Annotated in this window: 20 protein-coding genes and 1 pseudogene; 15 read left to right on the top strand and 6 right to left on the bottom strand. The window is 70.3% G+C overall.

Annotated elements, in window-relative coordinates; translation table 11 throughout:
• Positions 1 to 44: 44 nt before the first annotated feature.
• The 5 genes from AB0K00_RS23355 (at position 45) to AB0K00_RS23335 (ending at position 4894) form a co-directional block, all read left to right on the top strand.
• Entirely contained in the window at positions 45 to 545 is a 501-nt protein-coding gene (locus AB0K00_RS23355) for a carboxymuconolactone decarboxylase family protein (protein WP_363523600.1), read from the top strand.
• On the top strand, positions 542 to 1672 hold the full coding sequence (locus tag AB0K00_RS23350; protein ID WP_363523599.1) for a sigma-70 family RNA polymerase sigma factor: 1131 nt from the start codon (positions 542 to 544) through the stop codon (positions 1670 to 1672). Before AB0K00_RS23355 ends, AB0K00_RS23350 begins: the two co-directional genes overlap by 4 nt.
• Positions 1673 to 1680: 8 nt before the next feature.
• Complete coding sequence (locus tag AB0K00_RS23345) at positions 1681 to 2196, top strand: SigE family RNA polymerase sigma factor (RefSeq protein ID WP_363523598.1); 516 nt, start codon at positions 1681 to 1683, stop codon at positions 2194 to 2196.
• A 41-nt stretch (positions 2197 to 2237) separates the two neighbouring features.
• Positions 2238 to 3047, top strand: a complete 810-nt coding sequence (locus AB0K00_RS23340) for a hypothetical protein (RefSeq protein WP_363523597.1) — start codon at positions 2238 to 2240, stop codon at positions 3045 to 3047.
• A 191-nt stretch (positions 3048 to 3238) separates the two neighbouring features.
• Positions 3239 to 4894, top strand: a complete 1656-nt coding sequence (locus tag AB0K00_RS23335) for a GMC family oxidoreductase N-terminal domain-containing protein (RefSeq protein WP_363523596.1) — start codon at positions 3239 to 3241, stop codon at positions 4892 to 4894.
• Positions 4895 to 4986: 92 nt separating this feature from the next.
• Here AB0K00_RS23335 and AB0K00_RS23330 read toward each other — a convergent pair whose 3' ends face one another.
• Positions 4987 to 5613 carry a DUF998 domain-containing protein gene (locus AB0K00_RS23330; RefSeq protein WP_363523595.1) on the bottom strand — a complete coding sequence of 209 codons (627 nt, stop codon included), beginning with the start codon at positions 5611 to 5613 and terminating at the stop codon, positions 4987 to 4989.
• Positions 5614 to 5743: 130 nt separating this feature from the next.
• Positions 5744 to 7858: a ThuA domain-containing protein gene (locus AB0K00_RS23325; RefSeq protein ID WP_363523594.1), complete on the bottom strand. Its 2115-nt coding sequence runs from the start codon at positions 7856 to 7858 to the stop codon at positions 5744 to 5746.
• Positions 7859 to 8102: 244 nt separating this feature from the next.
• Here AB0K00_RS23325 and AB0K00_RS23320 point away from each other — a divergent pair.
• From AB0K00_RS23320 to AB0K00_RS23300, 5 genes and pseudogenes are all read left to right on the top strand, one after another.
• A pseudogene (locus AB0K00_RS23320) lies at positions 8103 to 8525 on the top strand (MarR family transcriptional regulator); the annotation flags it as partial.
• Positions 8526 to 8625: 100 nt separating this feature from the next.
• Positions 8626 to 9042: an organic hydroperoxide resistance protein gene (locus AB0K00_RS23315; RefSeq protein WP_363523593.1), complete on the top strand. Its 417-nt coding sequence runs from the start codon at positions 8626 to 8628 to the stop codon at positions 9040 to 9042.
• Positions 9043 to 9116: 74 nt separating this feature from the next.
• Positions 9117 to 10151, top strand: a complete 1035-nt coding sequence (locus tag AB0K00_RS23310; RefSeq protein ID WP_363523592.1) for an NADP-dependent oxidoreductase — start codon at positions 9117 to 9119, stop codon at positions 10149 to 10151.
• Positions 10148 to 10705 carry a hypothetical protein gene (locus AB0K00_RS23305; RefSeq protein WP_363523591.1) on the top strand — a complete coding sequence of 186 codons (558 nt, stop codon included), beginning with the start codon at positions 10148 to 10150 and terminating at the stop codon, positions 10703 to 10705. The genes AB0K00_RS23310 and AB0K00_RS23305 overlap by 4 nt, the downstream gene beginning before the upstream one ends.
• A gap of 7 nt (positions 10706 to 10712) precedes the next feature.
• Positions 10713 to 11345, top strand: a complete 633-nt coding sequence (locus AB0K00_RS23300) for a GNAT family N-acetyltransferase (RefSeq protein WP_363523590.1) — start codon at positions 10713 to 10715, stop codon at positions 11343 to 11345.
• A gap of 72 nt (positions 11346 to 11417) precedes the next feature.
• Here the strand turns inward: AB0K00_RS23300 and AB0K00_RS23295 are convergent, their stop codons facing one another.
• Positions 11418 to 13496 (bottom strand): hypothetical protein, encoded by a 2079-nt coding sequence (locus AB0K00_RS23295; RefSeq protein ID WP_363523589.1) that lies wholly within the window; start codon positions 13494 to 13496, stop codon positions 11418 to 11420.
• A gap of 238 nt (positions 13497 to 13734) precedes the next feature.
• Here AB0K00_RS23295 and AB0K00_RS23290 point away from each other — a divergent pair, with 238 nt between their 5' ends.
• The 3 genes from AB0K00_RS23290 to AB0K00_RS23280 all read left to right on the top strand — a co-directional run bounded on the left by AB0K00_RS23290 (position 13735) and on the right by AB0K00_RS23280 (position 17709).
• The gene (locus AB0K00_RS23290) at positions 13735 to 14274 is read left to right on the top strand and encodes a hypothetical protein (protein WP_363523588.1); all 540 of its coding nucleotides are present in this window, start codon (positions 13735 to 13737) and stop codon (positions 14272 to 14274) included.
• A 361-nt stretch (positions 14275 to 14635) separates the two neighbouring features.
• Complete coding sequence (locus tag AB0K00_RS23285; RefSeq protein ID WP_363523587.1) at positions 14636 to 15865, top strand: hypothetical protein; 1230 nt, start codon at positions 14636 to 14638, stop codon at positions 15863 to 15865.
• A 311-nt stretch (positions 15866 to 16176) separates the two neighbouring features.
• Positions 16177 to 17709, top strand: a complete 1533-nt coding sequence (locus tag AB0K00_RS23280) for an MFS transporter (RefSeq protein ID WP_363523586.1) — start codon at positions 16177 to 16179, stop codon at positions 17707 to 17709.
• Here the strand turns inward: AB0K00_RS23280 and hrpA are convergent.
• Positions 17679 to 21488 (bottom strand): ATP-dependent RNA helicase HrpA, encoded by a 3810-nt coding sequence (gene hrpA / locus AB0K00_RS23275; RefSeq protein WP_363523724.1) that lies wholly within the window; start codon positions 21486 to 21488, stop codon positions 17679 to 17681. The two genes, AB0K00_RS23280 and hrpA, sit on opposite strands and share 31 nt — an antisense overlap.
• 704 nt (positions 21489 to 22192) lie before the next feature.
• Here hrpA and AB0K00_RS23270 point away from each other — a divergent pair.
• On the top strand, positions 22193 to 22894 hold the full coding sequence (locus AB0K00_RS23270) for a pentapeptide repeat-containing protein (RefSeq protein WP_363523585.1): 702 nt from the start codon (positions 22193 to 22195) through the stop codon (positions 22892 to 22894).
• Positions 22895 to 22951: 57 nt separating this feature from the next.
• Here AB0K00_RS23270 and AB0K00_RS23265 read toward each other — a convergent pair whose 3' ends face one another.
• Together AB0K00_RS23265 and AB0K00_RS23260 are read right to left on the bottom strand one after the other, a co-directional pair.
• Positions 22952 to 23371 (bottom strand): RidA family protein, encoded by a 420-nt coding sequence (locus AB0K00_RS23265; protein ID WP_363523584.1) that lies wholly within the window; start codon positions 23369 to 23371, stop codon positions 22952 to 22954.
• A 233-nt stretch (positions 23372 to 23604) separates the two neighbouring features.
• A complete protein-coding gene (locus tag AB0K00_RS23260) occupies positions 23605 to 24021 on the bottom strand; it encodes an ester cyclase (RefSeq protein ID WP_363523723.1) in 417 nt (138 codons plus the stop codon).
• Between the two features lie 57 nt (positions 24022 to 24078).
• Here AB0K00_RS23260 and mug point away from each other — a divergent pair, with 57 nt between their 5' ends.
• Complete coding sequence (gene mug / locus AB0K00_RS23255; protein ID WP_363523583.1) at positions 24079 to 24816, top strand: G/U mismatch-specific DNA glycosylase; 738 nt, start codon at positions 24079 to 24081, stop codon at positions 24814 to 24816.
• Position 24817 lies beyond the last annotated feature (1 nt).

Here is a 24817-nt window from a genome sequence, read left to right as displayed (position 1 = left end):
ACGTTCCGGGTGGGCTCCCCCGTCGTCACTGCATGAAGCAACGAATGTCGCTCAGCGAAATCAAGCCCGACGCGTACCAGGCCGTGCTGGGACTGGAGAAGTACATCCGGGCGCACGTCGACCCGGCACTGCTGCACCTGCTCAAGCTCCGGGCGTCGATCCTGAACGGGTGCGCGTTCTGCGTCGACCTGCACACCACGGAGGCGCTCGCCGAGGGAGAGGACAGCCGGAAGCTGTTCGCCGTCTCGGCGTGGCGGGAAGGGCCGTTCTTCGACGACAAGGAACGCGCCGCGCTCGACCTCACCGACCACGTCACCCGGCTGGGCGAGCACGGGGTGCCGGACGACGTGTGGGACACCGCCGTCGAGCACTACGGCACGGAGGGGGTTGCGGACCTCCTCATGGTCATTGCAACGATCAACGTGTGGAACCGTCTCGCCGTGCCGACCAGGAGCCAGCCGAACACGAGCCAGCCAGCCACGAGCCAGCCAGCCACGAGCCAGCCAACCAGCCAGGCGAGCGGGAGCCAGCCGCCGACCGCATGAACGAGGAGTTCCTCGCGCACCGGCGGATGCTGCTCGGGCTGGCGTACCGCCTGCTCGGCACGCTGTACGACGCCGAGGACGTCCTCCAGGAGGCGTACCTGCGGTGGACCCGCGCCGACCGCTCCGAGGTCGTCGAGCCGCGCCGCTACCTGACCAGGGTGGTGGCGCGGCTCGCGATCGACGCGCTCCGCGCCCGGCAGGCACGGCGGGAGGAGTACGTCGGGACGTGGCTGCCGGAGCCGGTCCACACCAGCTCCTCCTGGGGCGCGTCCGCCGGCACATGGCTTTCCGGCACAGGGTTTGCCGGCAGTGGCTCTTCGGGTGCCGGTGCTTCGGCTCGTGGATTCGCCGGCGGCCGGTCCGCCGCGGCAGGGCTCGCCGGTGCGGGACGGGACCGCTCCGGGTTCGCAGTGGCCGGACACGCCGGTGGTGGGCCCGGCGGCCTCTCCGGCGGCGGACCGTTCGGCAGTGGCGTGGCCGGCGGTGGCGTGGCCGGCGGTGGCGTGGCCAGTGGCGGAATGGCACATGGCCTGGAAGATGTGATCGACACGTCGGACCTGTCGATCGCGGTGCTGCACCTGATGGAGCGGCTGACACCGCCGCAGCGGGCCGTGTACGTGCTGCGGACCGCGTTCGAGCTGCCGTACGCGGAGATCGCGGCGATCCTGGACCGCAGCGAGGAGGACTGCCGGCAGTTGCACCGGCGGGCCGGGGCCGCGCTCGCCGGACGGGCCAGGTTCAGCACCGACCCGGCGGAGCACGCACGGCTCCTCGACGGGTTCGTGGCGGCCGCCCGCGACGGCGACATCGAAGGCCTCGAACAATTGCTCCACGACGACGTGATCGCGTGGAACGACGGCGGCGGCAAGGTGCGGACGGCCCTGAACCCGATCCGCGGGCGGGCGAAGGTCGTGCGGTTCTTCGTCGGCATCATGCGCGACCGCGCCCGGGCCGCCGGGACGCCGTTCACGGCCGCGCCGACCGGGGTCAACGGGCAGTACGCGCTGCTCGTGGACGCGAGCTACCAGTACACGATGTGTGTCAGCGTCGTTGACGGGCGGATCCAGGACCTGTTCCAGATCGCGAATCCGGCGAAGCTCTCAACCTTTGACGGGGAGCGCTCGTAGTAGGGGGTATGCGCGACTTCGACGAGTTCGCCGCCGCGGCGACCCAGCCGTTGCTGCGGCTCGGCTGGCTGCTGACCGGTGACGCCGAACAGGCGCAGGACCTCGCGCAGAACACGCTGATCCGGACGTACGGCGCGTGGCACCGGGTCCGGCACGACGACGCGCTCAGCTACGCCCGGCGGGTCATGGTCAATCTGCACACGGACTGGCTGCGGCGCCGGCCGTGGCGCGAGCAGCCTCGCGCCGACCTGCCCGACACCGGCACCCACGACGGGGGTCAGGGCGCCGTGGAGGACAGGGCAGCGCTGGTCGCGGCGCTGCAGTCGCTGACCCGGCGGGAGCGGGCCGCGATCGTGCTCCGCTACTACGCCGACCTGTCCGAACAGCAGACGGCGCAGACCCTCGGCGTCAGCGTCGGCACGGTCAAGTCCGTCTGCTCGCGGGCCCTCGCCAAGCTGCGGGTCAGCCCAGCGCTGCGTGAGGAACGCCTCTTCGTTCGTACCGCCCAGGGAGAACCATCATGAGCACTGAGCCTGTGAGCGCTGCGCCTGTGAACACTGCGCCTGTGAACACCGTGTTGCAGCTGAGCGAGCGGCTCAGTGAGCAGCTCACCGACGTCGCGACGGCCGCGCCGGACCAGTTGGGGGTCACGGTCGAGGAGCTCCGGCGGCGGGGCGCCCGGCGGCGGCAGACCCGGATCGGGGTCGCGTCCGCGGCGGTCCTGCTTGTCGCGGGCGCCACGGCCGGCGGGGTGCTCAGCGGGGTCGGCAGCGCCGGATCCGGTCCGGAGGGTGCCACGGTCGGTGCACCACCGGCCACTGCCGGACCGTCAGCCGGCGGTCGCTCAGCCGGCACCTCGACTGATGCGTCCACTGCTACGTCCGCTGACGCCGGCTCGGAATACGCCGTCGTCGAACCGGTGACCACGATCGCCACCGGTGAGGCGACCGCCGGGGGGGAGCTGACGCTCTGGTTCGCAGTACACGACGATCGGTTCCTGCAGGCCGTCGGGCAGCGCGGGCCGGACGGTCGGCTGGCGCTCATCGGGGTCACGAACGACCCGGACGTGGCCGGGACCGGGCCGGGTGACGTCGGGTTCCACGCCGGGTGGGAGGTCGGCTCCGGTCAGGACCGGTTCATCACCGGGTACGTCGTCGGCGACGTCACGAAGGTGGCCCTCACGGTCGATGGGACGCCCATGACCGCAAGGTCCGCCGCGTGGAGCGAGAACCCGGCCGTGCACGTGTGGTGGCTGCGGGTGCCCGCGCCCGCCGGTACGAACGGGCAGCCGGCGCAGGTCCGGGACCTGACCGCATTCGACGCGGCGGGCGGGGTCGTGGCGGCGGAGCCGGACGGCGCTGTCGGCGTCGGCTGAGGGCACTCCCCTGGAGCTTGAAGTCGGCGTATGGTCGGTTGCCAAGGAGGCCCGCCATGCCTGCTGAGGACTTCGCACAGCCTGGAAAGATCGATCAGTCTGGAAGCACCGAACAGTCTGGAAAAGCCGAACGGACTGGAAGTGCCGGACAGTCTGGAAGTACAGAACAGACTGGAAACGTCGGGCAGACGGTGTTCGACTATGTGATCGTGGGCGCCGGGCCGGCCGGTTGTGTGCTGGCCAACCGGCTCTCCGCGGATGCGGGCACGACCGTGCTGCTGCTGGAGGCCGGCGGGCCGGACAAGGCCAGGGAGATCCGAATCCCGGCGGCGTTCAGCAAGATGTTCGCCACGCCGTACGACTGGAACTACCGCACCGTCAAACAACCGCGGCTCGCCGACCGGGAGCTGTTCTGGCCGCGGGGGAAGACCCTCGGCGGCTCCACGTCGATCAACGCGCAGATGTGGATCCGGGGCTGCGCCGCCGACTACGACGGGTGGGGCATCGAAGGCTGGTCGTACGCGGAGGTGCTGCCGTACTTCCAGAAGATCGAACGCCGCGTCGGCGCCACAGACCGCAGCACCGCACAGGACAGTGCCGCACAGCTCAGCCCTGCACAGCTCAGCACCACACAGGGCAGCACCGCACAGGGCGGCAGCACATACGGCACCAGCGGTCCATTGTGGATCGACGAGCTGCGCAGCCCGAACCGGATCACGGCCGCGTTCCTCGAGGCGTGCGTCGCCGAGGGGATCCCGGCGCAGGCCGACCTCAACGGGCCCGACAACAGTGGCTGTTCGCCCACGCCCGTCACCCAGCGCAGGGGCGCCCGGTTCAGCGCCGCCGACGCGTACCTGCGGCCGGCACGGCGACGCCCGAACCTGACCGTGCGCACCGGCGCGACCGTCGACCGGCTGCGCCTGTCAGGTCCGGGCAAGGCTGCGCGTCGGGTCATCGGCGTGTCGTACCGCGGCAGCGACGGATCCGTGCACGAGGTGACGGCGAAGCGGGAGGTGCTGTTGTGTGCCGGCGCCGTCAACACACCGCAGATCCTGCAGCTGTCCGGCATCGGCGACCCTGACGCGTTGCGGGCCGCCGGGGTCGAACCGGTCCACGAACTGCCCGGCGTCGGCGCGAACCTGCAGGACCACCTGTCCACCGGGATCGTCGTGACGTGCCCGCAGCCGATCACGATGTTCGCGGCGGAGTCCCTCGGCAACGTTGCCCGTTACCTGTTCGGGCGGACCGGGATGCTGTCGTCGAACGTCGCGGAGGCCGTCGCGTTCATCGCCCCGGACCCCGGTACGCCGCCGGAGATCGAGCTGATCTTCGCGCCGGTGCCGTTCGTCGAGCACGGGATGGTGCCGCCGCCGGCGCACGGGTTGACGATCGGGGTGGTGCTCCTGCAGCCACGGAGCCGCGGGACGGTCGGGATCGCCGGGCCGACCGCCGCCGAGCCGCCGGTGATCGAGCCCGGCTATCTCAGCGACGAGGCCGACCTGCGGCGTCTGATCTGGGGTGTACGGGTGGCGGAACGTCTCGCCCGATCACCGGCACTCGCACCGTTCGTCGGTGTGCCGATGGAGCCGTACACGGGGGTCCTCGACGACGACGGGCTCGCGGAGTCGATCCGCCGGCACTCGGAGACGCTGTACCACCCGGTCGGCACGTGCCGGATGGGCACCGACGACGCCGCTGTGGTCGACCCTTCGCTGCGGGTACGGGGACTGGCCGGGCTACGGGTCGTGGACGCCTCGGTGCTACCGATGATCAACCGGGGCCACACGATGGCACCGGTCTACATGATCGCGGAGAGGGCAGCCGACCTGATCATCGCCGGCCGCTGAACCTGAGCTGCGGCTGGCGGTGGAGCACGACCGGCAGCGGACACGACCGGCAGAGGGCACGACGGGCAGAGGACGCAACCGACCGGCGGGAGTCAGCCGGCGGCTCGAGTCAATCCCAGGGCGGCACGGGTTCTGGGGTGGAGGGCGAGGACCGTTGTCAAAGGCCAGAGCGACTGGGCGCCGGCGGCGACCCGTTCGGCGAGCCCTACCAGTACACCGGCGGCGAGCGCTACGCAGAAGAGCACGACGAGCGTGACCAGCACGCCGGTCGCGGCTCGCATCAGGGCCGGCGGGACCGGTTGAGGTGCGCTGCCCGAGACGCGGCTCAGCGCGGGCCACAGCGCGAGGCAGCCGAACGCGACCGTCGCCGCCAGCTGATGCGCCCCGGACGAGCCGCTGCGGGGCAGCGGGAACGCGGCGACCAGGACCGTGGCAATCCCGCCGGCGGCGAGCATGACCCTGGCCGGGGTCGCGATCGGGCGCAGGCCGAGGGCGGTGACGCAGTGGCAGACGCCGACGCCGAGCAGCGCCACGGTCATCACCCACCGGTCGGTGGCGTTGTGGCCGGCGAGGGCGCTGATCGTGCCCCTGAGCGAGTCGAAGCCGGCGGGCTGGAGCGCGGCGGCCAGGATCCAGCCGCCGATGAGCAGGACCGGTGCGGTGGCCGAGGAGACCACCGCGAACCACCGCACCGAGCCGTACCGTCCCGAACGACGCATGCCCAGGAGTATGCGCCGCGCCAAGCAGGCGCTGCCCTCAGGCTGTGCCACCCACCTTCAGGCTGCCGCCTTCAAGCTGCGCCACCCCTCAGGCTGTGCCGTCCCTCAAGCTGTGCCGTCCCTCAAGCTGTCAGGAGCCCCAGGCCTCGAGTTCCCAGAGGGAGTACCCCCACTGGGAGCCGCGCTGGGTGCCGTTGACCCGCAGGTACCGTCCGGAGCCGGTGACCGCCAGGTCATCGATGCCGCCGTCGCCGGTCGTCGTCGTGTAGATGTCCGTCCAGGTGTTGCCGTCCGGTGAGGTCTGGATCTGGTACGCCTTGCCGTACGCCGTCTCCCAGTTGAGCCGCACCCGGGTGATGGACCTGGTGGCGCCGAGGTCGAGCCGGATCCACTGCGGATCGGCGTACGCGCTGCCCCAGCGGGTGGCGACGTTGCCGTCGACGGCATTCGCGCCGGTGTGCGGGCTGCCGGACTCGACCGACGACACCGTCACCGGGCAGTTGCGGCACAGCGACTGCGGTCCGGTGCTCGCCGGGGTGCCGTACACGTTGAGGTCCCAGATCGAGTAGCCCCACTGCGTGCCACGCTGGGTCTGGTTCACGCGGACGTATCTGCCGGTGCCGGTCAGGGTGACGTCGTCGACGCCGCCGTCGCTGGTGGTCGTGGTGAACACGTTGGTCCAGGCGGCCCCGTCGGGTGAGGTCTGGATCTGGTACGCCTTCGCGTACGCGGCCTCCCAGTTGATCCGGACCCGGTTGAGGTTGTACGAGGCGCCGAGGTCGACCTGCAGCCACTGCGGGTCGGCGTGGACGCTGCCCCAGCGGGTGGCGGCGTTGCCGTCGACGGCGTTCGCGGCGACCAGGGTGCTGTTCGGCTCGACGGACGACGCGGTCGCGGTCTTGCCGCGGGCGATGTCGGTGGCGGGTGGCGTGCCGTCGGTCCTGATCCGGATGTTGCGGTAGAAGATGTCGGCGCCGGCACCGTCGTTCTGCACGCCGATGTAGCCGGACTGGATCGCCCTGGTGCTGGTGTAGTCGTTGATCTTCACGCCGTTGAGCCAGATCTCGACCCGCTGGCCGTGCACGCCGATCTCGTACGTGTTCCACTGGCCCGGCGGGTTGAGTGCCGCGGCGCGCAGTGCGGCGTCGGGGGCCTTGAAGCTGTAGACGCTGCCGGTGGTGCGGGACGGGTCGGCGTCAGTGGCGTCGATCTGGATCTCGTGGCCGGTGTTGACCGGGCCCCACGGGTCGCCGACGGGGTCGGGGAATCCGATGAAGACGCCGCCGTTGTCGTCGCCGGGCATCTGCCAGTCGACCTTGAGCGAGTAGTTGGAGAACTGGCTCACCGGGTACCAGAGCAGCCCCATGCCGCCGAACGAGGTGAGGGTGCCGTCGGCGAGCGTGAACCCGCCGGGGCCGGCCTGGCGCCACTGGTTGAGGCTGGTCTGGCTGCCGTCGAACAGCGCCTGGTAGCCGGTCTCGGGGCGGCAGTCGGCCTGGACCTGGCCCGCGGCCCACTTGATGCCGCCGAGGAGGTGAGCGGTGAAGTTCGCCTCGGTGTAAGACGCTTCGGTGTGGCCGAGTCCGGTGTACCAGGAGCGGCCGCCGTCGAACTGCTTGCACCAGGAGATGGGATGGTCCCCGGCCATCGATCCTCCCGAGTAGGAGGTTTCATCGAGGCTCATCAGCACCTTGGCGGTGCTGCGGGGGTTGGTCTGGTAGTTGTACCACTCGTCGGTGCGGGCCCAGGTCTGCGGCAGGTGCGCGGTGGCGGGGTTGGCGCGGTCCTCGACCTTGATCGTCGCCTGCTGCTGTGCGGGGTGCGAACTGAACCAGGCACCGACGAGGTTGCCGTACCACGGCCAGGTGTACTCGGTGTCGGCCGCGGCGTGCACGCCGACGTAGCCGCCGCCAGCGCGGATGTACGACTCGAACGCGGTCTGCTGCGTGGCGTTGAGCACGTCACCGGTGGTCGACAGCCACACGACGGCCTTGTACTGGGCGAGGTTCGCGGTCGTGAACGCGGCCGCGTCCTCGGTCGTGTCGACGGCGAAGTTGTTGGCGGTGCCGAGGGCCTGCACGGCGGCGATGCCGTTGGGGATCGAGCTGTGACGGAAGCCCGCCGTCTTGGAGAAGACGAGGACCTTGTACGCGGGGGCGGCGGCTGCGGGGGCGGCCGCGCCACTCGCGGCGAGGACAGCCGCGACAGCGGTCGCGGCGATCAGTTTCCAACCGGGTGTACGCACGTGACGTGCTCCTTCCGACTGGATCGCGGGCCTGTGCGGGACCATCGCGATCACGGGGGGAGGAGGAGCGCGCCGACGCACCTTCCGTTGCTACAGACAGAACTTTGCCGCTAACCAACAAAAGTGTCAATGCCTCGCGTCCGGCTCGGGAACCGCGGGCGGGCGGTGGGGTGGCGGGCGATGGTTCGAGTGACTGAGGCAACGTTAAATCGTGCACGACTGAATCGTGTGCTACGTTTTCGGTGTGAGGGATGTCTTGGCACTCGACCAGCAGGTGTGCTTTGCGCTGTACACGGCTTCGCGAGCCGTCACCGCGCGATACCGTCCGCTGCTCGACGAGCTGGGCATCACGTACCCGCAGTACCTCGTCCTACTCGTGCTCTGGGAGCACGAGGCGCAGACCGTCAAGGAGATCGGCGCCGCACTGCGGCTCGATTCGAGCACCCTCTCCCCGCTGCTCAAACGACTCGAGGCGGCCGGCCTCGTCACGCGCTCACGGCGTGCCGACGACGAACGGTCCGTCACGGTCCGGCTCACCGGCGCGGGCACCGCACTACGCGAACAGGCCCGCGCCGTCCCCGCCCGGCTCGTCTGCGAAGGCGGCCTCGGCATCGGCGAGCTCGACGCCCTGCGCGAAACCCTGGTGCGCCTCACCGCCGCGCTCAACGGCGCCGCAGTCACCAGCACCACTCTCACCAGCACCGCACTCAGCGGCGCAGCGCCCACCGACCTGCACGGACTCACCGATCTGCAAGGAGACACTCCCGATGGCAGTCCTGTACACAGCTGACGTCACCGCCACCGGCGACGGACGCGACGGCCATGTCGCCAGCTCCGACGGCATCATCGACGTCGACGTCGCCGTTCCCAAGGAGATGGGCGGTGCCGGTGGGGCGACCAACCCTGAGCAGCTGTTCGCCGCCGGCTATGCGGCCTGCTTCCACAGCGCACTGCGGGTCGTCGCCCGCCGCGCCAAGGCGTCCGTCGAAGGCAGCCAGGTCAACGCCCGCGTCGGCATCGGACCCAGCGGCGGCGGCGGATTCGGGCTCGACGTCACGCTGACGGTCACCCTGCCCGATGTCGACCCGGCCGTCGCCCGGCAGCTCGTCGACGCGGCGCACCAGGTCTGCCCGTACTCGAACGCGACCCGCGGCAACATCGACGTCAAGCTGGAAATCGCGTGACCGGGGACGGCGCGGCCGAAGAAGGCGTGAACGGGGCTGGCACAGCTGGAGCTGGCGCGGCTGGAGCTGGCACGGTGAGCCGGGTCTGGCAGCTCGCCGCCCGGCCGACCGGGTTCCCGACCCCCGAGGACTTCAGGCTCGTCACCGAGGAGCTGCCGGCGCCCGGCCCGGGACAGATCCTCGTCCGCAACGAGGTCATGTCCGTCGACCCGGCGATGCGCAGCCGGATGAACGACGTGCCGTCGTACGTGGCGCCGTTCAAACTCGACGAGGCCCTCGAAGGCGGCGCGGTCGGCACCGTCGTCGCCTCCGGGAGCCCCGCCAGCGATGCCGGCCGTGACTCCGGCCGTGACTCCGGCCATCCCGCCGTCGGCGACAGCGTCCTGCACGGGCTCGGCTGGCGCGAGTACGCGCTCCTCGACGCGCGGCGCACCCGGGTCGTCGACACAACGATCGCGCCGGCCTCGGCGTACCTCGGCGTGCTCGGGATGCCCGGCCTCACCGCGTACGCCGGACTCCTCGACGTCGCGAAGATGCGGCCCGACGAGACGGTGTTCATCTCCGGCGCCGCCGGGGCGGTCGGGACCCTCGCCGGGCAGATCGCCCGGCTACGGGGCGCGCGCCTCGTGATCGGGTCCGCCGGGTCTGCGGAGAAGGTGCGGTACCTGGTCGAAGACCTCGGATTCGACGCGGCGTTCAACTACAAGGACGGCTCGATCCGGACCCAGCTGAAGCAGCTGACCCCGGACGGCATCGACGTCTTCTTCGACAACGTCGGCGGCGAGCAGCTGGAAGCGGCGCTGTTCCGGATGAACCTGCACGGACGGGTCGCCGTCTGCGGCGCGATCTCGCAGTACAACAACCCCGATCCGACCGGCATCCGGAACCTCACGCTGCTCATCAGCAAGCGGATCACGTTGCAGGGGTTCCTGGTCCTCGACCACTGGGGCCGGCGGCAGGAGTTCGTCGAGGAGATGGCGGGCTGGTTGAGGGAGGGGCGGGTGCAGGTCGCGGAGACCTTCGTGGACGGCATCGACCACGCCGTCGACGGGTTCCTCGGCATGCTCCGCGGGGAGAACCTCGGCAAGATGATCGTCCGCCTGTCGTGAGCCGGGTTGCGCGTGACAACAGCGCCCTGCGTACCAACGACACCCTGCGTGGCAACAGCACCCTGCGTACCAACGACACCCTTCGTAGCAACGACACCCCTCATAGCGTCGGCGTCTTGCGGGGCGGCGGCGCCGGGCGTGGGCGTCGTTCCGCGTTCGCGTTGGCGGGCGTGCTGGCGGCGGCAGGGGTCACGCATCTGGTGAATCCGAAGCCGTACGACCGGATCGTGCCCCGGGCGCTGCCCGGGTCGCCACGGACCTACACATATGTGAGCGGGGTCGTGGAGCTCGCGCTCGCGGCGGGGCTGGTCCACCCACGGACCCGCCGGGCGGCCGGGCTCGCCTCCGCCGGGTTCTTCGCCGCGGTGTTCCCCGCCAACGTGAAGATGGCGATCGACTGGCAGCACGCGCCGCCGGCCCGCCGGGCGGTCGCCTACGGTCGGTTGCCGCTACAGGTACCGCTGGTGCTGTGGGGACTGAAGGTCGCCCGGCAGGCCCCGGGTTCTTCGCGGGTCCGCGGCACGGACGGCCGGCCGGTTTCATCGCAGGTTTAATAGCGGGATGCTGCGAACTTCACGGTTGGTGCTGCGACGGTGGCGGGACGAGGACCGGGCGCCGTTCGCGGCACTCAACGCGGACCCCGAGGTCATGCGGTACTTCCCACGACCGCTGACCCGGGCCGAGAGCGACATGATGGTCGACCGGATCGAGGCGTCGTTCGACGAACACGGGTACGGCCTGTGGGCGGTGGACGTCGTCCAGCCCGCCGCGGCCGGCACAGGGTCTGATACTGGGCCTGGTACAGCGTCCGATGCTGGATCCGGTGGCTTCATCGGGTTCGTCGGCCTGGCCTGGCAGCGGTTCCCGGCGCATTTCACGCCGGCGTTGGAGATCGGGTGGCGGCTGGCCCGGCACGGATGGGGACACGGGTACGCAACGGAGGCGGCGGTGGCGGCGCGAGACTTCGCGTTCCGCCCCACCGCGACCCCCGGCTCTCCGGACGGCGGCGGTGGGGCCGGCATGGAGGAGATCGTGTCTATGACCACGCGGACCAACGAACCCTCGCAGGCGGTGATGCGGCGGATCGGCATGACCCGCGACCCTGCCGACGACTTTCGCCATCCCAACCTCGAACCGGACCATCCGCTGGTCGAGCACGTCCTGTACCGGCTGCGCCGACCGGGCCACGAATAGCGCGGGCAGCGTCGCACCGGGGTCGCTCCAGTGCGGCATGGTGCGGCCCGATGCGCTGCATAGCGGGCAAGGTCAGCGGTACAACTGCAGGTGGAGCTGGAACGCGACCTCGGTGTAGCGGATCGTCGGCGGTCGCAGGGCGAGCAACTGCCGCTCCAGGACGACCTGCAACTCGCGGGGCGGAGCCTCGGGGCGGGCCATGATCCGCACCGCGACCGGACGTGACGGGCCGAGGTGGAACTCGACCATGAGTTCCTCGGTGCCGTGCCGTACGCCGGTGAACGCCCGGTCGACGATCCCCCTAGCCCGGTCGATGAAGTCGCCGAGTTCAGCCGCGGTCGTCGCCCGGCGCAGCTGCTCCTCCGAGGTAAGCAGGACGATGCGGCCGCGGTCGACGTGCCGGAGTGCTCGACCGTCGGCGTCGCGGCCCAACCGCTCGGCGTCCTCGGCCCGCGGGGGGTGGTAAATGGTGAGCTCACCGGTGCGGTACCGCTCACTGGAAGGTCGCGCGGATGAACCGCCGGGATGTACGGACTCGGCGAGCGGGCGACCACCATCACGGAGTGGATCCGGCCCGGCCGGATGGACGGCGGGGCGAACAGCATCACCGGAGCGGGCCGCTTTCAGGGCTCGGCTCGCGTCCTGCGGCATGTCCGCTTCCAGAGACCGGTTCGAATCCGGAAGGGTCGCGTACGGAGGCCCGGGGGCCTCGCGGGAACGATCCTGGTCGCCGACCTGATCCGAGTCCTCGGGCCGGCGTGCTACCGGGAACCGTTCGGCGCCGCTGGATCGCTGCGCATCCCCGGACACCCCCCACCCGCCGGAGATTGCACCGCCGCCCGACATGCCCCCGCCATCAGCCACACCGCCGCTACCGGACCCGTTGCTGGACCGGCCGTCGACCCCGGCGCCGGACGTGGTGCTGGACTTGAGCTGCGCCGCGGTGACGGGCGGGTCAACGTAGGCAGGCCGCACCCCGTCACCAGACAAACCACCGCTACCAGATAAACCACCATTACCGGACGAGCCACCGTCTCCGGACAAGTCACCGTCACCGCGGGGCGGACCGGGCAGCGACACGGCTTCGGTGTGGGTCCCCGGGCCCGGCCGCACCGCTTGCACCGGTCGCGTCGCGGGACCGGGCCGGGGGTCCAGCCGGAGCGCGAGGGTGCTGACCGCGCCGGCTGGCAGGCCGATCTCGATCGGGCGGCCCGCCTCGACCGCCTGGCGGAGACGGGCGTACATCGCACCGGTCAGCAGGACCGCGAAGCCGTCCTCGACCTGGCGGGCGGTCGGCTCGACGTTGCCCCGGACCAGGAGCAGGAAGTTGCAGCCGATCCGGGTCGAGCGCTCACCGCCGGGCGCGACGATCGCGGCGGGGCCCTGCTGGCCGGGTGCCCACACGTACGTCTGCGGTACGTCGGCGAGACCCGGCAGGAACGCGCACACGTCGGCGGCCTCGCGCAGCGCCTCCTCGAACGCCTCCAGTTCCTCGTCGGCACCACCGATGTACGAGGTGGCGTCGCCTGCGGTGATCGTCAGCTCGAGACGGTCGCCGATGTGGACGACGCGCAGGAACGGCAGGTTGTACGCGGGAGCCTTCGACAGCATCGTCGCGGCCCGGAACTCGGCATCATCGACGACTGGGGCCCGGCCTGGACGGAACCACCACGGGTGCGGGTAGTACCGCTCCTGCGCACCGAGCAGCGAAAGGACCCGGGCGTGGCCGAACCGCTGCACCACCGCGGTCTCACCGGCGAGCAGCGGCAACGCGACGAGCGGGGGACGCTCGAACCGCACCGTCGATGGGATGTCTTCGGGGGCGGCGGCGTACACGAACCCCGTCACCCGGCCGTCGACGTCGATGCCGGGCTGGCCGAAGACGCTGACGTCCCCCGCCTCCACGAGACGCCCCTCGGCGGCGAGCTGGTGGACCGTGCGGGCCATCGTGAGCGGGTACCCGGGTGCGGGCGCTCCGGTACGGATCACGGCGAAGACCATCTCCCGCTGGCCGTGCCGTTCGAGGCCCTCGGTGGTGTACAACAACGCGGGCAGCATGCCGGAAGCCGTGCGGATGCCACCCTCGTCGATGGCGACCGACAGCTGCCGGGGGATGAGGACCTCCCGGCCGACGGGTAAAGCGGAGCCCACGGGGCCGATCATCGCATCCGGACGCAACAGTTGACCTTGGATGAACGATTGCCCCTGGTACCGGCGACGCTCGCTGCACTGGAAAGGCCGCTGCGCTGGGAACCTCACTGCACTGGAAGGTCACTGCGCTGGGGGTCACTGCACTGGGGAGTCACTGCACTGGGAGGGTCGCTCGTCATGCGGTGGCGCAGTGAGGGTGGCGCTTCAGGGTGCGGGCCGCGACGATGGTGTGATGCGGATGACGTCGGAGCCGCCAGCCGAGTACGTCGCATTCGTCTCCCGGCACTTGGAGCCGTTGCGGCGGGACTCCGTGCGCGTCGTCGGCGCCGAGGAGGACGCGGACTGCCTGTACGTCGATGTCCTCACCGACGTCGCCACCCGGTGGAACTGGCTGGAACTGCAACGAACCAGGCTCGGGCATGAGGGCGCCGCCGACGACTTCCTCGGCCGGGTCTTCGCCCGCCGGTCCGAGCGGTTCTACCTCGGCGAGGACAACTTCGGCGACGACGACCTGCAGATCCAGGTGACGCCATGGCACCCGGACGAGCCCTCGCCGCAGCGTCGCGTATACGTCAGCACCGCGGTCCGGCTCGCTCCGATACTCGTGCCGCGGCGCCGGAGCAGCGTGTTCGTCGCCGGACCGGCGTGCGAGGCCGCGATCGCGTGGTGGCACGCGTACGAGACGATCCGCCGTCGCCGGCTGGTTTACGTCGGGTTCGTGGCGATCGCATTCCTCATGGCCCTGGCGAATCTCACCGCGCCTCCGCCGGTGGTCTGACCGCTCCCGCGCCACCTGTCGCGGGGTTCACACAGCGGCGACAGGTGGCGGGCGACGATGGCAGGCGACGGCGCCGACGGCAGCAGTGACGACGCCCGGTGACGGCAGCGGTACCAAAGCGAGCACGGGCGTGGGCGTGACGCATGCCACGCTCATGCGTGCCGGGGCGGCATGATCGCCTCGGGCAGCTCACGCCGATGCCCGTTGCTCCTGCTCCGGCTGTTCCGCGGCAGCCGGCCGCCAGATCGACCGCGCAGCGCTGCCCCAGGTGCGGTGTCGATGGCAGGGCCACACCGACCCGGGTGCGGCACGACGTTTGACGGATCCTGCTAGTGTCCGCCGAAGGCCGGTTGGGGGTGACATGAGCACGACGACACGCGGCAAAGAACGCCGGGCGGCACGCTCGGCGGGGCAATTCGCGGGATTCCTCCCGAATCTCCTCGCCACGATCCCGCCGGCACGCGGGTCAGGCAACGACACCACACAGACCGCGACACTGGACACGGATGCCCGCCGCGCAACGCCCTGGGTCTCAGCGCGCCGAGTCTCAGCGCGCCGGGCCGCAGCGGCGTGGGTTGCCGTCGCCGTCGCCGCCGGTGGTTTCGGGTCGCTCGTCGTCGCCCAGCCCGCACATGCCGCGACCGCCGAGGCCGACGTCGAAGCAAGGGTCGGTGGCAACACCGTCCAAGGCAAGGTCGGTGCGAAGGTCGCCGTCGGCTACCAGATCACCAACCACGGGAAGATCGACGTCGGCGTCGCCGTAACGATCCAGGCACCGAGGAACGCCGAGATCGAGTCCGCCGCCGGTTGTGCTGTCGGCGGCAACCGCCGTATTGCCAGCTGCCAAATTCCGGCGTTGAAGGCCGGGGCGTCCGTCAACGGCTCGTTCCAGCTCGTCCTGCGCACCGCCGGTGAGGACGACAGCGGCGACGTCACCGCCAAGATCGCGACTCAGAAGGTCACCGACCCGAAACCCGGCAACAACGGCGCGGGGTTCAAGACCCGGGTCACTGGCGCGAGCGCCACCCCGAGCGCGTCGAAGTCCACCCGCGCGTCGCGCAGTGCCTCCGCCGACCCGACCGGCACCTCCGACGAGGTCATCGCCCCGCCCGAGGCCGGCAACGGCGCGATCCCCCGCGACGATCCGAAAACCCAGGTCAGCAACGACACCGGCGGCCTGTCATTCGGATTCTGGATCGGCGTGGTGGCAATCGTCGCGGCGCTCGGACTCGTCGGCAGCCTGTTCTACTTCCGCCGCAAGGACCGCCTCGAACCTGACACGGGCGTGTTCAACCTGCCCACAGCCGGTCGTGACAACCCGACATCGGTGATCACTCCAGGTGTGTACGGGTCCCCGGCCGCCGCCCCCGCAGGTCCCGCCTTCCAGAACGCACAGAATTATGGCGGCCAGGGCTACGGGCAGGGTTTCCAGCCGGGCCAGGGTGCACCCGGAGCATCCGGCGTCTACGGCGCGCAGGCCGCACCACCCGTCGGCCCCCCGCTGGCCGGACCCCCACCGGCTGGTCCGCCAGCCCCCGCCCCTGGCGCGAACGACCAGACCATCATCATGCGCAGGCCCGACGACTTGTGATGTGACGCCGCCGGCCTGGGTCAGCGGCTACACGCCAGCGTCTGAGGTCCCACCTGGGCCCGTCCTTACGACCAGCCGTCGTCCCCGAACGTTCGGTGAACCCGCGTTTCCGGCACCACACCGTTTCAGTATCACGGTCTCGGACTCACGGTTTCGGCATCAAACGCCGGTGCCGCATCTGGGCCTCGTGATGAGGCGCGATGTCGCGCCGGCGCAGTACCGAGGTCGTCGACATTGGCAGCCTGCTCCGCACCGCCGGTCCAGGCCCCCGCTGGATGGTCGAATCGGACCGCGACAGGCACGATGGGACGATGCCCAGCGAGCGGTCACCCTCGATGCGCCGCGCCGCACTCGGCACGGCAGTCGTCTTCACCGCCAGCGGTGCGCTGCTCGGGACATGGGTGTCGCGGGTACCGGCGATCGTCGCCCGGCACGATCTCAGCCCCGGCGAGCTCGGACGGGCGCTGCTCGCACTCGGCATCGGGTCGGTGCTGTCGATGCCGCTGACCGGACATGCCTGCAGGCGGGTCGGGAGCCGGGCCTGGGTCGCGTTCACGTCGCTGGTCGCCGCGGCGGTCCTGACCTGCGTGGGTCTGGCCGCCGATCCGGTCCAACTGTCGATCGCGCTGTTCGCGCTCGGCATGGTCTACGGATCGTGGGACGTGGCGATGAACGTCCAAGGCAGCGCCGTCGACCGACGAGCCGGGCGGGAATGGATGCCCCGGTACCACGCGTGCTGGAGCCTCGGCTCGATCATCGGTGCGGCGACCGGCGCTGTGGCGGCCCGCGGCGACATCTCGATTGGTCTGCATTTCACCGTCGCCGCGTGGTGCGCCACCGCCGCAACGTTTGTAGGCCTGTCGCGGTACATCGACGAGCGGGCTGCGCCAACAGCTCTAACCGTGCCAACGGATCCAGCCGCGGCAGGTCTCACGCCCGAAGGCGGGGGGCAGGGGCGGGGCGGACAGCACCCACCAGGGCCGGCACAGGATCAGCAGGCAGCCGAACCCATCGGCTCGGGAGAACAGGCCGGACCACAATCAGGACCACAGGCAAGACCGCAGGCAGAACCACAGGCAGGACCACAGACAGGACCACAGACAGGACCTCGGCGGGGATGGCCGGTCGGAAACCCGGCGCTGCTCCTCATCGGCCTCCTTACGCTGTGCGCGACGGTCATCGAGGGCGCCGCCGACGACTGGCTGGCGTTGTACCTCCACACCGGACGAGGGCTCTCCGAAGCGTCGGCGGCGCTCGGCTACACGGCCTTCGCGACCGCGATGACCGTCGTTCGGTTCGCCGGCACACCTGCCGCCGCATGGCTCGGGCGGGCCGGGGCGGTACGTGCCGGCGGGGTGCTCGGCGTCGCCGGGGTGCTCATCACCGTGCTGTCGCCGTGGGTGCCCGTGACGTTCGCCGGGGCACTGTTGTGGGGGGCCGGCGTATGCCTGGTGTTCCCCGCCGCGGTGAGCGCCGCCGGCGAGACCGACCGGCCGGCCGAGGCGATCGCGTTGGTGACGAGCATCGGCTACGGGTCGATCCTCATCGGCCCACCACTCATCGGCGCCCTCGCCGACATGATCGGGATGGGCGAGGCCCTGCTGACACTGGTGGCGCTCGCCGCGGGCGTAGCGGTACTGGCACCGGCCGTACGCCAGTCCCCCGAACCAACGACGACCATCCGGCCACCAGCCCAGCTGCCGAAACAGCCACCAGCCCAACCACCAGCTCAGCTAGCGGGCCCGAGGCTCCCCCCGAGGCCTGCCCCGGACGTGGCCACCGGCACCGTCCCGGATGGCACCCGGGACGGTGATCAGTCCGGCAACGCGTCCATCGCCCGGTAGATGCGGACATCAGAGATCGGGTACGCGGTGCCGAGTGCCTGGGCGAACAACCCCACCCGCAGCTCCTCGATCATCCAGCGGATCTCCCGCAGCTGAGGGCTCATCGTCATGCTGGCCACCAGCTGGTCGTACTCCCGCTGCACCTCCTGCACGGTCAGCATCCGGTCGCGGTCGCGGGCGGTGTCCGTCGGCACTTTCTCCAGGCGCCGTTCGATGCCGCGCAGGTACCGTTCGAGGTCCGGGAGGCGCTGCCAGCCGGTGTCTGTCACGAAACCCCGGTACACCAGCCGCCCCAGCTGCCCGCGCATGTCGGTGAGTGCGGGCAGCAGCAGCGGATTCTTCGTCCGGGTGAGGCGCTGCTCGACGTCATACGAGGCGGCCAGGATCCGCTGCACGTTGCCGACCACGTCGAGCGTCAGGTCGACCATGTCCGCGCGGACCTTGTCGCGGAGCTTCGCGAACGCCTCGCCGTCCCACACCGGACCGCCGACATCGGTCATGAGCTGGTCGACGGCGCACGCGGCGCAGTCGTCGAGCAGGTCGACGGCGTTGCGGTGCGGGTTACGGCTCAGGGCGAGCTTCGCCTCGTTCGACAGGCGACCCTGCACGAACTTCGCCGCCGGCGGCAACGTGAGCAGCAGCAGGCGGCGGGTGCCGGCCCACATCTCGTGCCGCTGCCGGGCGGGCAGGTCGAACGCCTTGACCGCCACCGACGCACCCTCGTCGACGATCGCCGGGTAGACGGTGAGGGTGTGCCCGGCCACGGTCCGCGACAGGCTCTGCGGCAACGTGCCGAAGTCCCAGGTGGTGCTGCCGGTGCGGGTGACCTCTGTCGCCGCCTCCGCGACCGTCGCCTGTACCTTCGGCGCCAGCCGGTCCCGCAGGTCGGTGAGGCTCTTGCTCTCGGCGAGCACCGCGCCGCCGTCGTCGACGACCCGGAACGACATCTTCAGATGCTCCGGCACCCTGGCCAGGTCCCACGCGTCGCGGGGCACCGTCACGCCCGTCAGCCGGCGCAGCTCCCGCTCAAGAGCCTCAAGGAGGTGCCCGTCACGGACCGGCATCCCGGCGAGCGCGTCCCGGGCGGTGTCCGGCGCGGGGACGAAGTTCCGGCGCAGCGCCTTCGGCAGCGACTTGATGAGGGTCGTGACGAGTTCCTCCCGCAGGCCGGGTACCTGCCAGCTGAAGTCGGCGTCCCGAACCCGGCCGAGCAGCGGTAGTCCGATGTGGACGGTGACCCCGTCGGCGTCGGCGCCCGGCTCGAACTGGTACGTCAACGCGAACCGCTGCCCGTCCTGGTCCCACGCGTCGGGATACTGGTCCTTCGCGATCCCGCCCGCCCGGTCGTTGACCAGCATCGCCGGGTCGAACGTGAGCAGCTCGGGCTGGTCGCGGCGGGTCTGTTTCCACCAGCTGTCGAAGTGCCGGCCGGAGACGACGTCCTCGGCGATCCGCTTGTCGTAGAACTCGAACAGGGTCTCGTCGTCGACGAGGATGTCGCGGCGACGGACCCGGTGCTCAAGTTCCTCGACCTCTTCGAGCAGCCGCCGGTTCTCGGCGAAGAACGCGTGGTGCGTCTCCCAGTCGCCCTCGACCAGCGCATGGCGGATGAACAGCTCACGCGACAGCGCAGGGTCGATCCGCCCGTAGTTGACCTTCCGGGAGCTGACGATCGGTACGCCGTACAGCGTGACCTTCTCCATCGCCATCACGGCCGCGGCTTTCTTTTCCCAGTGCGGCTCGCTGTAGTTGCGTTTGACGAGATGCTGGGCGAGCGGCTCGATCCACTCCGGTTCGATCCGCGCCGCGACGCGGGCCCACAGCCGGGTCGTCTCGACCAGTTCCGCCGCCATTACCCATCGCGGCGTCTTACGGAACAGCGCCGAACCGGGGAACACCGCGAACTTCGCGCCCCGCGCGCCGAGATACTCGCTCTTCTCGGCATCCTTCAACCCGATGTGCGACAACAGCCCGGCGAGCAGCGAGACATGGATGTTGTACGGCGCTGCGGGTTCCTCATTCGGCACGACATCCATGCTTCGCAGCACCGAACGCAGCTGGCTGAAGATGTCCTGCCACTCGCGGACCCGCAGGTAGTTGAGGAACTCGGCCTTGCACAGCTTGCGGAACTGGTTGCTGGACAGCTCCTTCTGCTTCTCCTGCAGGTAGTTCCAGAGGTTCACGTACCCGAGGAAGTCCGAGTCCTTGTCGACGAACCGGGCGTGCTGCTGCTGTGCCTGCGCCTGCTTCTCGACGGGGCGTTCGCGCGGGTCCTGGATCGACAGGGCGGCGGTGATGACCATGACCTCGCGGACGCAGCCGTTGCGTTCGGCTTCCAGCACCATCCGGGCGAGGCGGGGGTCGACCGGCAGCTGTGACAGCCTCCGACCGAGGGCGGTGAGCCGTTGGCCGGCTTCCAACGCGCCGAGCTCCTCCAGCAGCTGTACGCCGGCGCTGACGTTGCGGCGGTCCGGCGGGTCGATGAACGGGAACGCCGCCAGGTCGCCCAGGTTGAGGGAGATCATCTGCAGGATGACGGAGGCGAGGTTGGTCCGCAGGATCTCCGGGTCGGTGAACTCCGGCCGGCCGGCGAAGTCCTCCTCGCTGTACAGCCGGATGCAGACACCGTCGGAGGTACGGCCGCAGCGCCCCTTCCGCTGGTTCGCCGACGCCTGCGACACCGGCTCGATCGGCAGGCGCTGCACCTTCAACCGGTGGCTGTACCGGGAGATGCGGGCCGTGCCGGGGTCGATCACGTACTTGATACCGGGCACGGTCAGCGACGTCTCCGCAACGTTCGTCGCGAGCACCACCCGGCGGCCGGTGTGCGGCTGGAACACCCGATGCTGCTCGGCGAACGACAGCCGGGCGAACAGCGGCAGGATTTCGGTGTTGCGCAGGTCGAGCTTCGCGAGCGCGTCGGCGGTGTCCCGGATCTCACGTTCGCCGCTGAGGAACACCAGTACGTCGCCGGGGCCTTCGGCCTGCAGTTCCTCGACGGCGTCGCAGATCGCGTCGGTCTGGTCCCGCTCCTCCTCGCCCTCGTCGGGTGCCTCGATCGGGCGGTACCGGACCTCGACCGGGTACGTCCTGCCCGACACCTCGACGATCGGAGCGTCACCGAAATGCCGGGAGAACCGCTCTGGGTCGATCGTCGCCGACGTGATGATCACCTTCAGGTCGGGACGCTTGGGCAGCAGCTGCCTGAGGTACCCGAGGATGAAGTCGATGTTGAGGCTGCGTTCGTGTGCCTCGTCGATGATCAGCGTGTCGTACTGCCGCAGGAGGCGGTCCGTCTGCATCTCCGCGAGCAGGATGCCGTCCGTCATCACCTTGATCATCGTCTGATCGCCGGACTGGTCGGAGAATCGGACCTTGAACCCGACCGTGGCGCCGAGCTCGGTGCCGAGTTCCTCCGCGACCCGCTCCGCCACCGTCCGCGCCGCGATCCGCCGCGGCTGCGTGTGCCCGATCTGCCCGGTGACGCCACGGCCCAGCTCAAGACAGATCTTCGGCAACTGGGTCGTCTTGCCCGAACCCGTCTCGCCCGCGACGATCACCACCTGGTGATCACGGATCGCGGCGAGGATGTCGTCCTTGCGCTGACTGACCGGCAGCTGCTCCGGATATGTGATCTGCGGCATCCCGGCGCGGCGGGTGGCGACCCGCTGCTCGGCGCGCTCGACGTCGGCGCGGATTGCCTCCGCGATCGCCTGGGCGTGCGGGGACTTCTTCGCCCCTTCGATCCGCCGTCGCAGCCGGTGCTGGTCCTGCGGCATCAACCCGGCCAGACGCGAGCGAAGCTCACGCAGGACGCCGAGATCCGGTCCGTCGCCCCGCTCCTGCAACACGGAGTGATCCGAACCGGCACCCCGCCCGGTCCGCCTGTTCTGGCCGCCGCTGTTCTGCCTACCGCCGCTCTGGCCACCGCCGTTCTGCCCGCCGCCGCCCTGGCCACCGCTGTTCTGCCCGCCGCCGCTCTGGCCGCCGCCCTGTCTCCGGCCGTTCTTCCTGCCCACGGCCCGTCCGGACACTGCCGCCGGCGCATCGGCCGTCGAGGCATCAACCACACTTGCCGTTGCGGATCCCCCGGCTACGGATCCCCCAATTGCAGGTGCGCCAGTTGCAGGTCCTCCGGTTGTCGCGACGCCCGCCGCTGCGGGGTCACCGTCGCCGGGTACTCCGGCGGCACCACGAACACCGGCGGCCCGCTCAGCGACCTGGCGGGCGGGCGGATTGGCGGAGGACTGACCAGCGGGGTCGCCGCCGGACCTGGTACGGGACCCGCCGCTGGCCTCGCTGCGGGGCTCGGTCAGGTTGTCGGGCTGGGGCACGTCAGACATAACGCTCGCAAGAATAGGCACGCGTCGCCGCGAATGCCCGGTGATTTTCCGCCACCTGGATTTCCTGGACGGTGGAATTCCCCGGTACGAGGCCGACGACCTCTCGGCAGATCGTCACTCCTGCCACTAACGTCACACTCATGCCCTCCCCGAGCAGACCCGCCGTGCCCGCGAAGCCCAGGCCACCGAAGGCCCTGGAACTGGCGACCGTCGACGAGGACGACCTTCGCGACGAAGGCGTCTATACCGGGCTCGGTTTCTATGAATTGGACATGACCGGGCGGTCGGCCAAGGGCGCCGAGTTCAACCAGTGCCGCTTCAACCGTACCGACCTCAGCGGCACGTCGTTCGTCAAGGTGTCGCTGACCGACTGCCTGGTTGAAAGCTCGAATCTCGCCAACCTGCACGGCGACCAGTCGTCGCTGCTCCGGGTGGCGGTCAAGGACTCGCGATTGACGGGCCTGCAGTGGCTCGACGGGGTGCTCCGCGACGTGACGCTGCGCGACTGCCGGATCGACCTGTCGGTGTTCCGCGCGACCAAGTTCGGGGCGGTGCTGTTCGAGGACTGCAACCTGGCCGGGGCGGATTTCGCCGGCGCCGATCTCACCGGTGTCGCGTTCACCCGTTGCGATCTGACCGGTGCCCAGTTCTCCGCCGCGACCATGGACGGGGCCCGGCTGACCGACTGCACGCTCTCCGGCGTCGGCGGGGTGACGAGTTTCGCCGGCGCCACCATCAGCACCAACGACCTGATCACGCTGTCGCACGCGCTCGCCGCCGCCCTGAACATCAAGATCTCAGACGGTCGCAGCACGGACGACGCCACCGACAGCCGGACCTAGGACGGCGCCAACCGGCGTGGCGCTCCTTGCCTTCCGGACCTATCTGGCCTTCCGGACCTATCGGGGCCAGCCCAGACCTGGTGCGACGCGGGTGCCCGACCGGCGGGCGGTCACCTCGATCTCGATCCGCATCCGCGGGTCGGACAGTCCGCACACCTGCATCGTCGCCGCAGGGCGCACCTCGCCGAGCCACTCACGCAGCACCGGCCAGCAGGGTTCGAAGTCGGCGGCGTCCGGCAGCAGGTACCGCACCCGCACGACGTCCTGGACGCTGGCACCGGCCTCCCGTAGCGCCGCGTCGATATTGGCCCAGCACTGCCGCGCCTGCGCCACCACATCGTCGGAGATCGTCATCAGCGCGTAGTCGAAGCCTGTGGTCCCCGACACGTGAACCCAGTCGCCGTCCACAACCGCCCGCGAGTATCCGATCTCCCGTTCGAACGTCGAGCCACTGGAGATCAACCGCCGCTCACCCATACGACTCACGGTAGTGGACCGCCACCGCCCCCAGGACAAGAGGCCAGCGCCACCGACAGCTCAGCGCATACAACCCTGAGCCCCCACAGAACTCAGCGCGCCCAGAACCCAGCACAACCCCAGCGGCCGGACCAGGCGGCCCGCTGGGCGGTCCGTCCCTGGTCGCCCTCTCACGGTCGCCCTGTCACCTGTCGCCGTGTCGCTGGCCGTCAGCAGTACCGAAGCGACGACAATCAGAGCTGGCCGAGCTGACGCATCAGATCGACATCGTCAGACATCACCCAGATGTCCGTGATCTTCCCGCCGTCGACGGTCAGGATGTCGTTGACCCTGATCTTCAACTGACGGCCGGTCGCTTCGACCCGCCCGAGCGGTGTGACGTACGGACCCACATGCCTGACGTGCATGTAGAAACCGATCACCAACCGCCCCGCGGTCTCCACCCGGTGCACCAGTTCGGTGCGACGGTCCGCGAACGCGACCTGCAACGCCCGGGCACGGGCCACCAGGTCGTCCGCGGTCATCGGAGTGCCGTTGACCGGCACCGGGTCGGCGTAGAACCTCCGGAAGTCGGCGGCCGGATCGGTACGGTCATCGACCGGCTGATCCCAGAGCGCCAGCACGGCATCGAGATCCATAGGCGTATACATGCTCTCCACCCATCCACTGTGCCCGCCGTCCACGCCGCTCCTGGCATCCTTGTCCGCATGGCGTCGACATTGAACCGGGACGGACGGCCGAGCCGTGCAGACCTGGCCGCTGCTGCGGACAAGGTGCTCGCGGACGTCATAGCGCCCGGTCTCGACGTCCTGCTCTGCGGGATCAACCCCGGCCTGTGGTCCGCGGCGACCGGGCACCACTTCGCCCGCCCCGGCAACCGGTTCTGGCCGGCGCTGCACCGCAGCGGGTTCACCCCGCGACAGCTACGCCCGGACGAGCAGGACCTGCTTATCGGGTACGGGCTGGGCATCACCAACCTGGCCTCCCGGGCCACGGCGCGGGCCGACGAGCTGACCCGCGACGAGCTGGAGGCTGGAGGGGTGATTCTGCAGGAGAAGGTCGAGCGGTTCTCACCCGCCTGGCTGGCGGTGCTCGGGGTGACCGCGTTCCGCACGGCGTTCGGTGCGCAGCGGGTTCAGGTGGGTCCGCAGGAGCAGGAGTTCGGTGGCGCGCGGTTGTGGATTCTGCCGAACCCGAGCGGCCTCAACGCCCACTTCACGCTCGACAGGCTTGCAGGCGAGTTCGCCGCGCTTCGACAAGCCGCGGAGCACTCGAAGCACCCGGGAGGCTCGAAGGGTGCGGGCAGTGTGGCAGGCACCAAAGGCGGGGGCAGTACAGGCCGCGCGCGAGGCTCGGCGAAGAAGGCAGTGCGCGAGGCCGTCCAGGTGGCAGAGTCAACCACGGCGCAGGGGCCGCGACATCCCCGAGGCGTACCTAAGGCGTAGG

The sequence above is a fragment of the Dactylosporangium sp. NPDC049525 genome (genome assembly GCF_040676755.1).
Taxonomy (GTDB): domain Bacteria; phylum Actinomycetota; class Actinomycetes; order Mycobacteriales; family Micromonosporaceae; genus Dactylosporangium.
This window is presented reverse-complemented; position numbering and strand designations above follow the sequence as displayed.

Coding starts and splice junctions, on each gene's coding strand:
- AB0K00_RS23355 (WP_363523600.1), top strand. CDS start 45: ATGTCGCTCAGCGAAATCAAGCCCGACGCGTACCAGGCCGTGCTGGGA.
- AB0K00_RS23350 (WP_363523599.1), top strand. CDS start 542: ATGAACGAGGAGTTCCTCGCGCACCGGCGGATGCTGCTCGGGCTGGCG.
- AB0K00_RS23345 (WP_363523598.1), top strand. CDS start 1,681: ATGCGCGACTTCGACGAGTTCGCCGCCGCGGCGACCCAGCCGTTGCTG.
- AB0K00_RS23330 (WP_363523595.1), bottom strand. CDS start 5,613: ATGCGTCGTTCGGGACGGTACGGCTCGGTGCGGTGGTTCGCGGTGGTC.
- AB0K00_RS23315 (WP_363523593.1), top strand. CDS start 8,626: ATGGCAGTCCTGTACACAGCTGACGTCACCGCCACCGGCGACGGACGC.
- AB0K00_RS23300 (WP_363523590.1), top strand. CDS start 10,713: ATGCTGCGAACTTCACGGTTGGTGCTGCGACGGTGGCGGGACGAGGAC.
- AB0K00_RS23290 (WP_363523588.1), top strand. CDS start 13,735: ATGACGTCGGAGCCGCCAGCCGAGTACGTCGCATTCGTCTCCCGGCAC.
- AB0K00_RS23285 (WP_363523587.1), top strand. CDS start 14,636: ATGAGCACGACGACACGCGGCAAAGAACGCCGGGCGGCACGCTCGGCG.
- AB0K00_RS23280 (WP_363523586.1), top strand. CDS start 16,177: ATGCCCAGCGAGCGGTCACCCTCGATGCGCCGCGCCGCACTCGGCACG.
- hrpA (WP_363523724.1), bottom strand. CDS start 21,488: ATGCCGCAGGACCAGCACCGGCTGCGACGGCGGATCGAAGGGGCGAAG.
- AB0K00_RS23270 (WP_363523585.1), top strand. CDS start 22,193: ATGCCCTCCCCGAGCAGACCCGCCGTGCCCGCGAAGCCCAGGCCACCG.
- AB0K00_RS23265 (WP_363523584.1), bottom strand. CDS start 23,371: ATGGGTGAGCGGCGGTTGATCTCCAGTGGCTCGACGTTCGAACGGGAG.
- AB0K00_RS23260 (WP_363523723.1), bottom strand. CDS start 24,021: ATGTATACGCCTATGGATCTCGATGCCGTGCTGGCGCTCTGGGATCAG.
- mug (WP_363523583.1), top strand. CDS start 24,079: ATGGCGTCGACATTGAACCGGGACGGACGGCCGAGCCGTGCAGACCTG.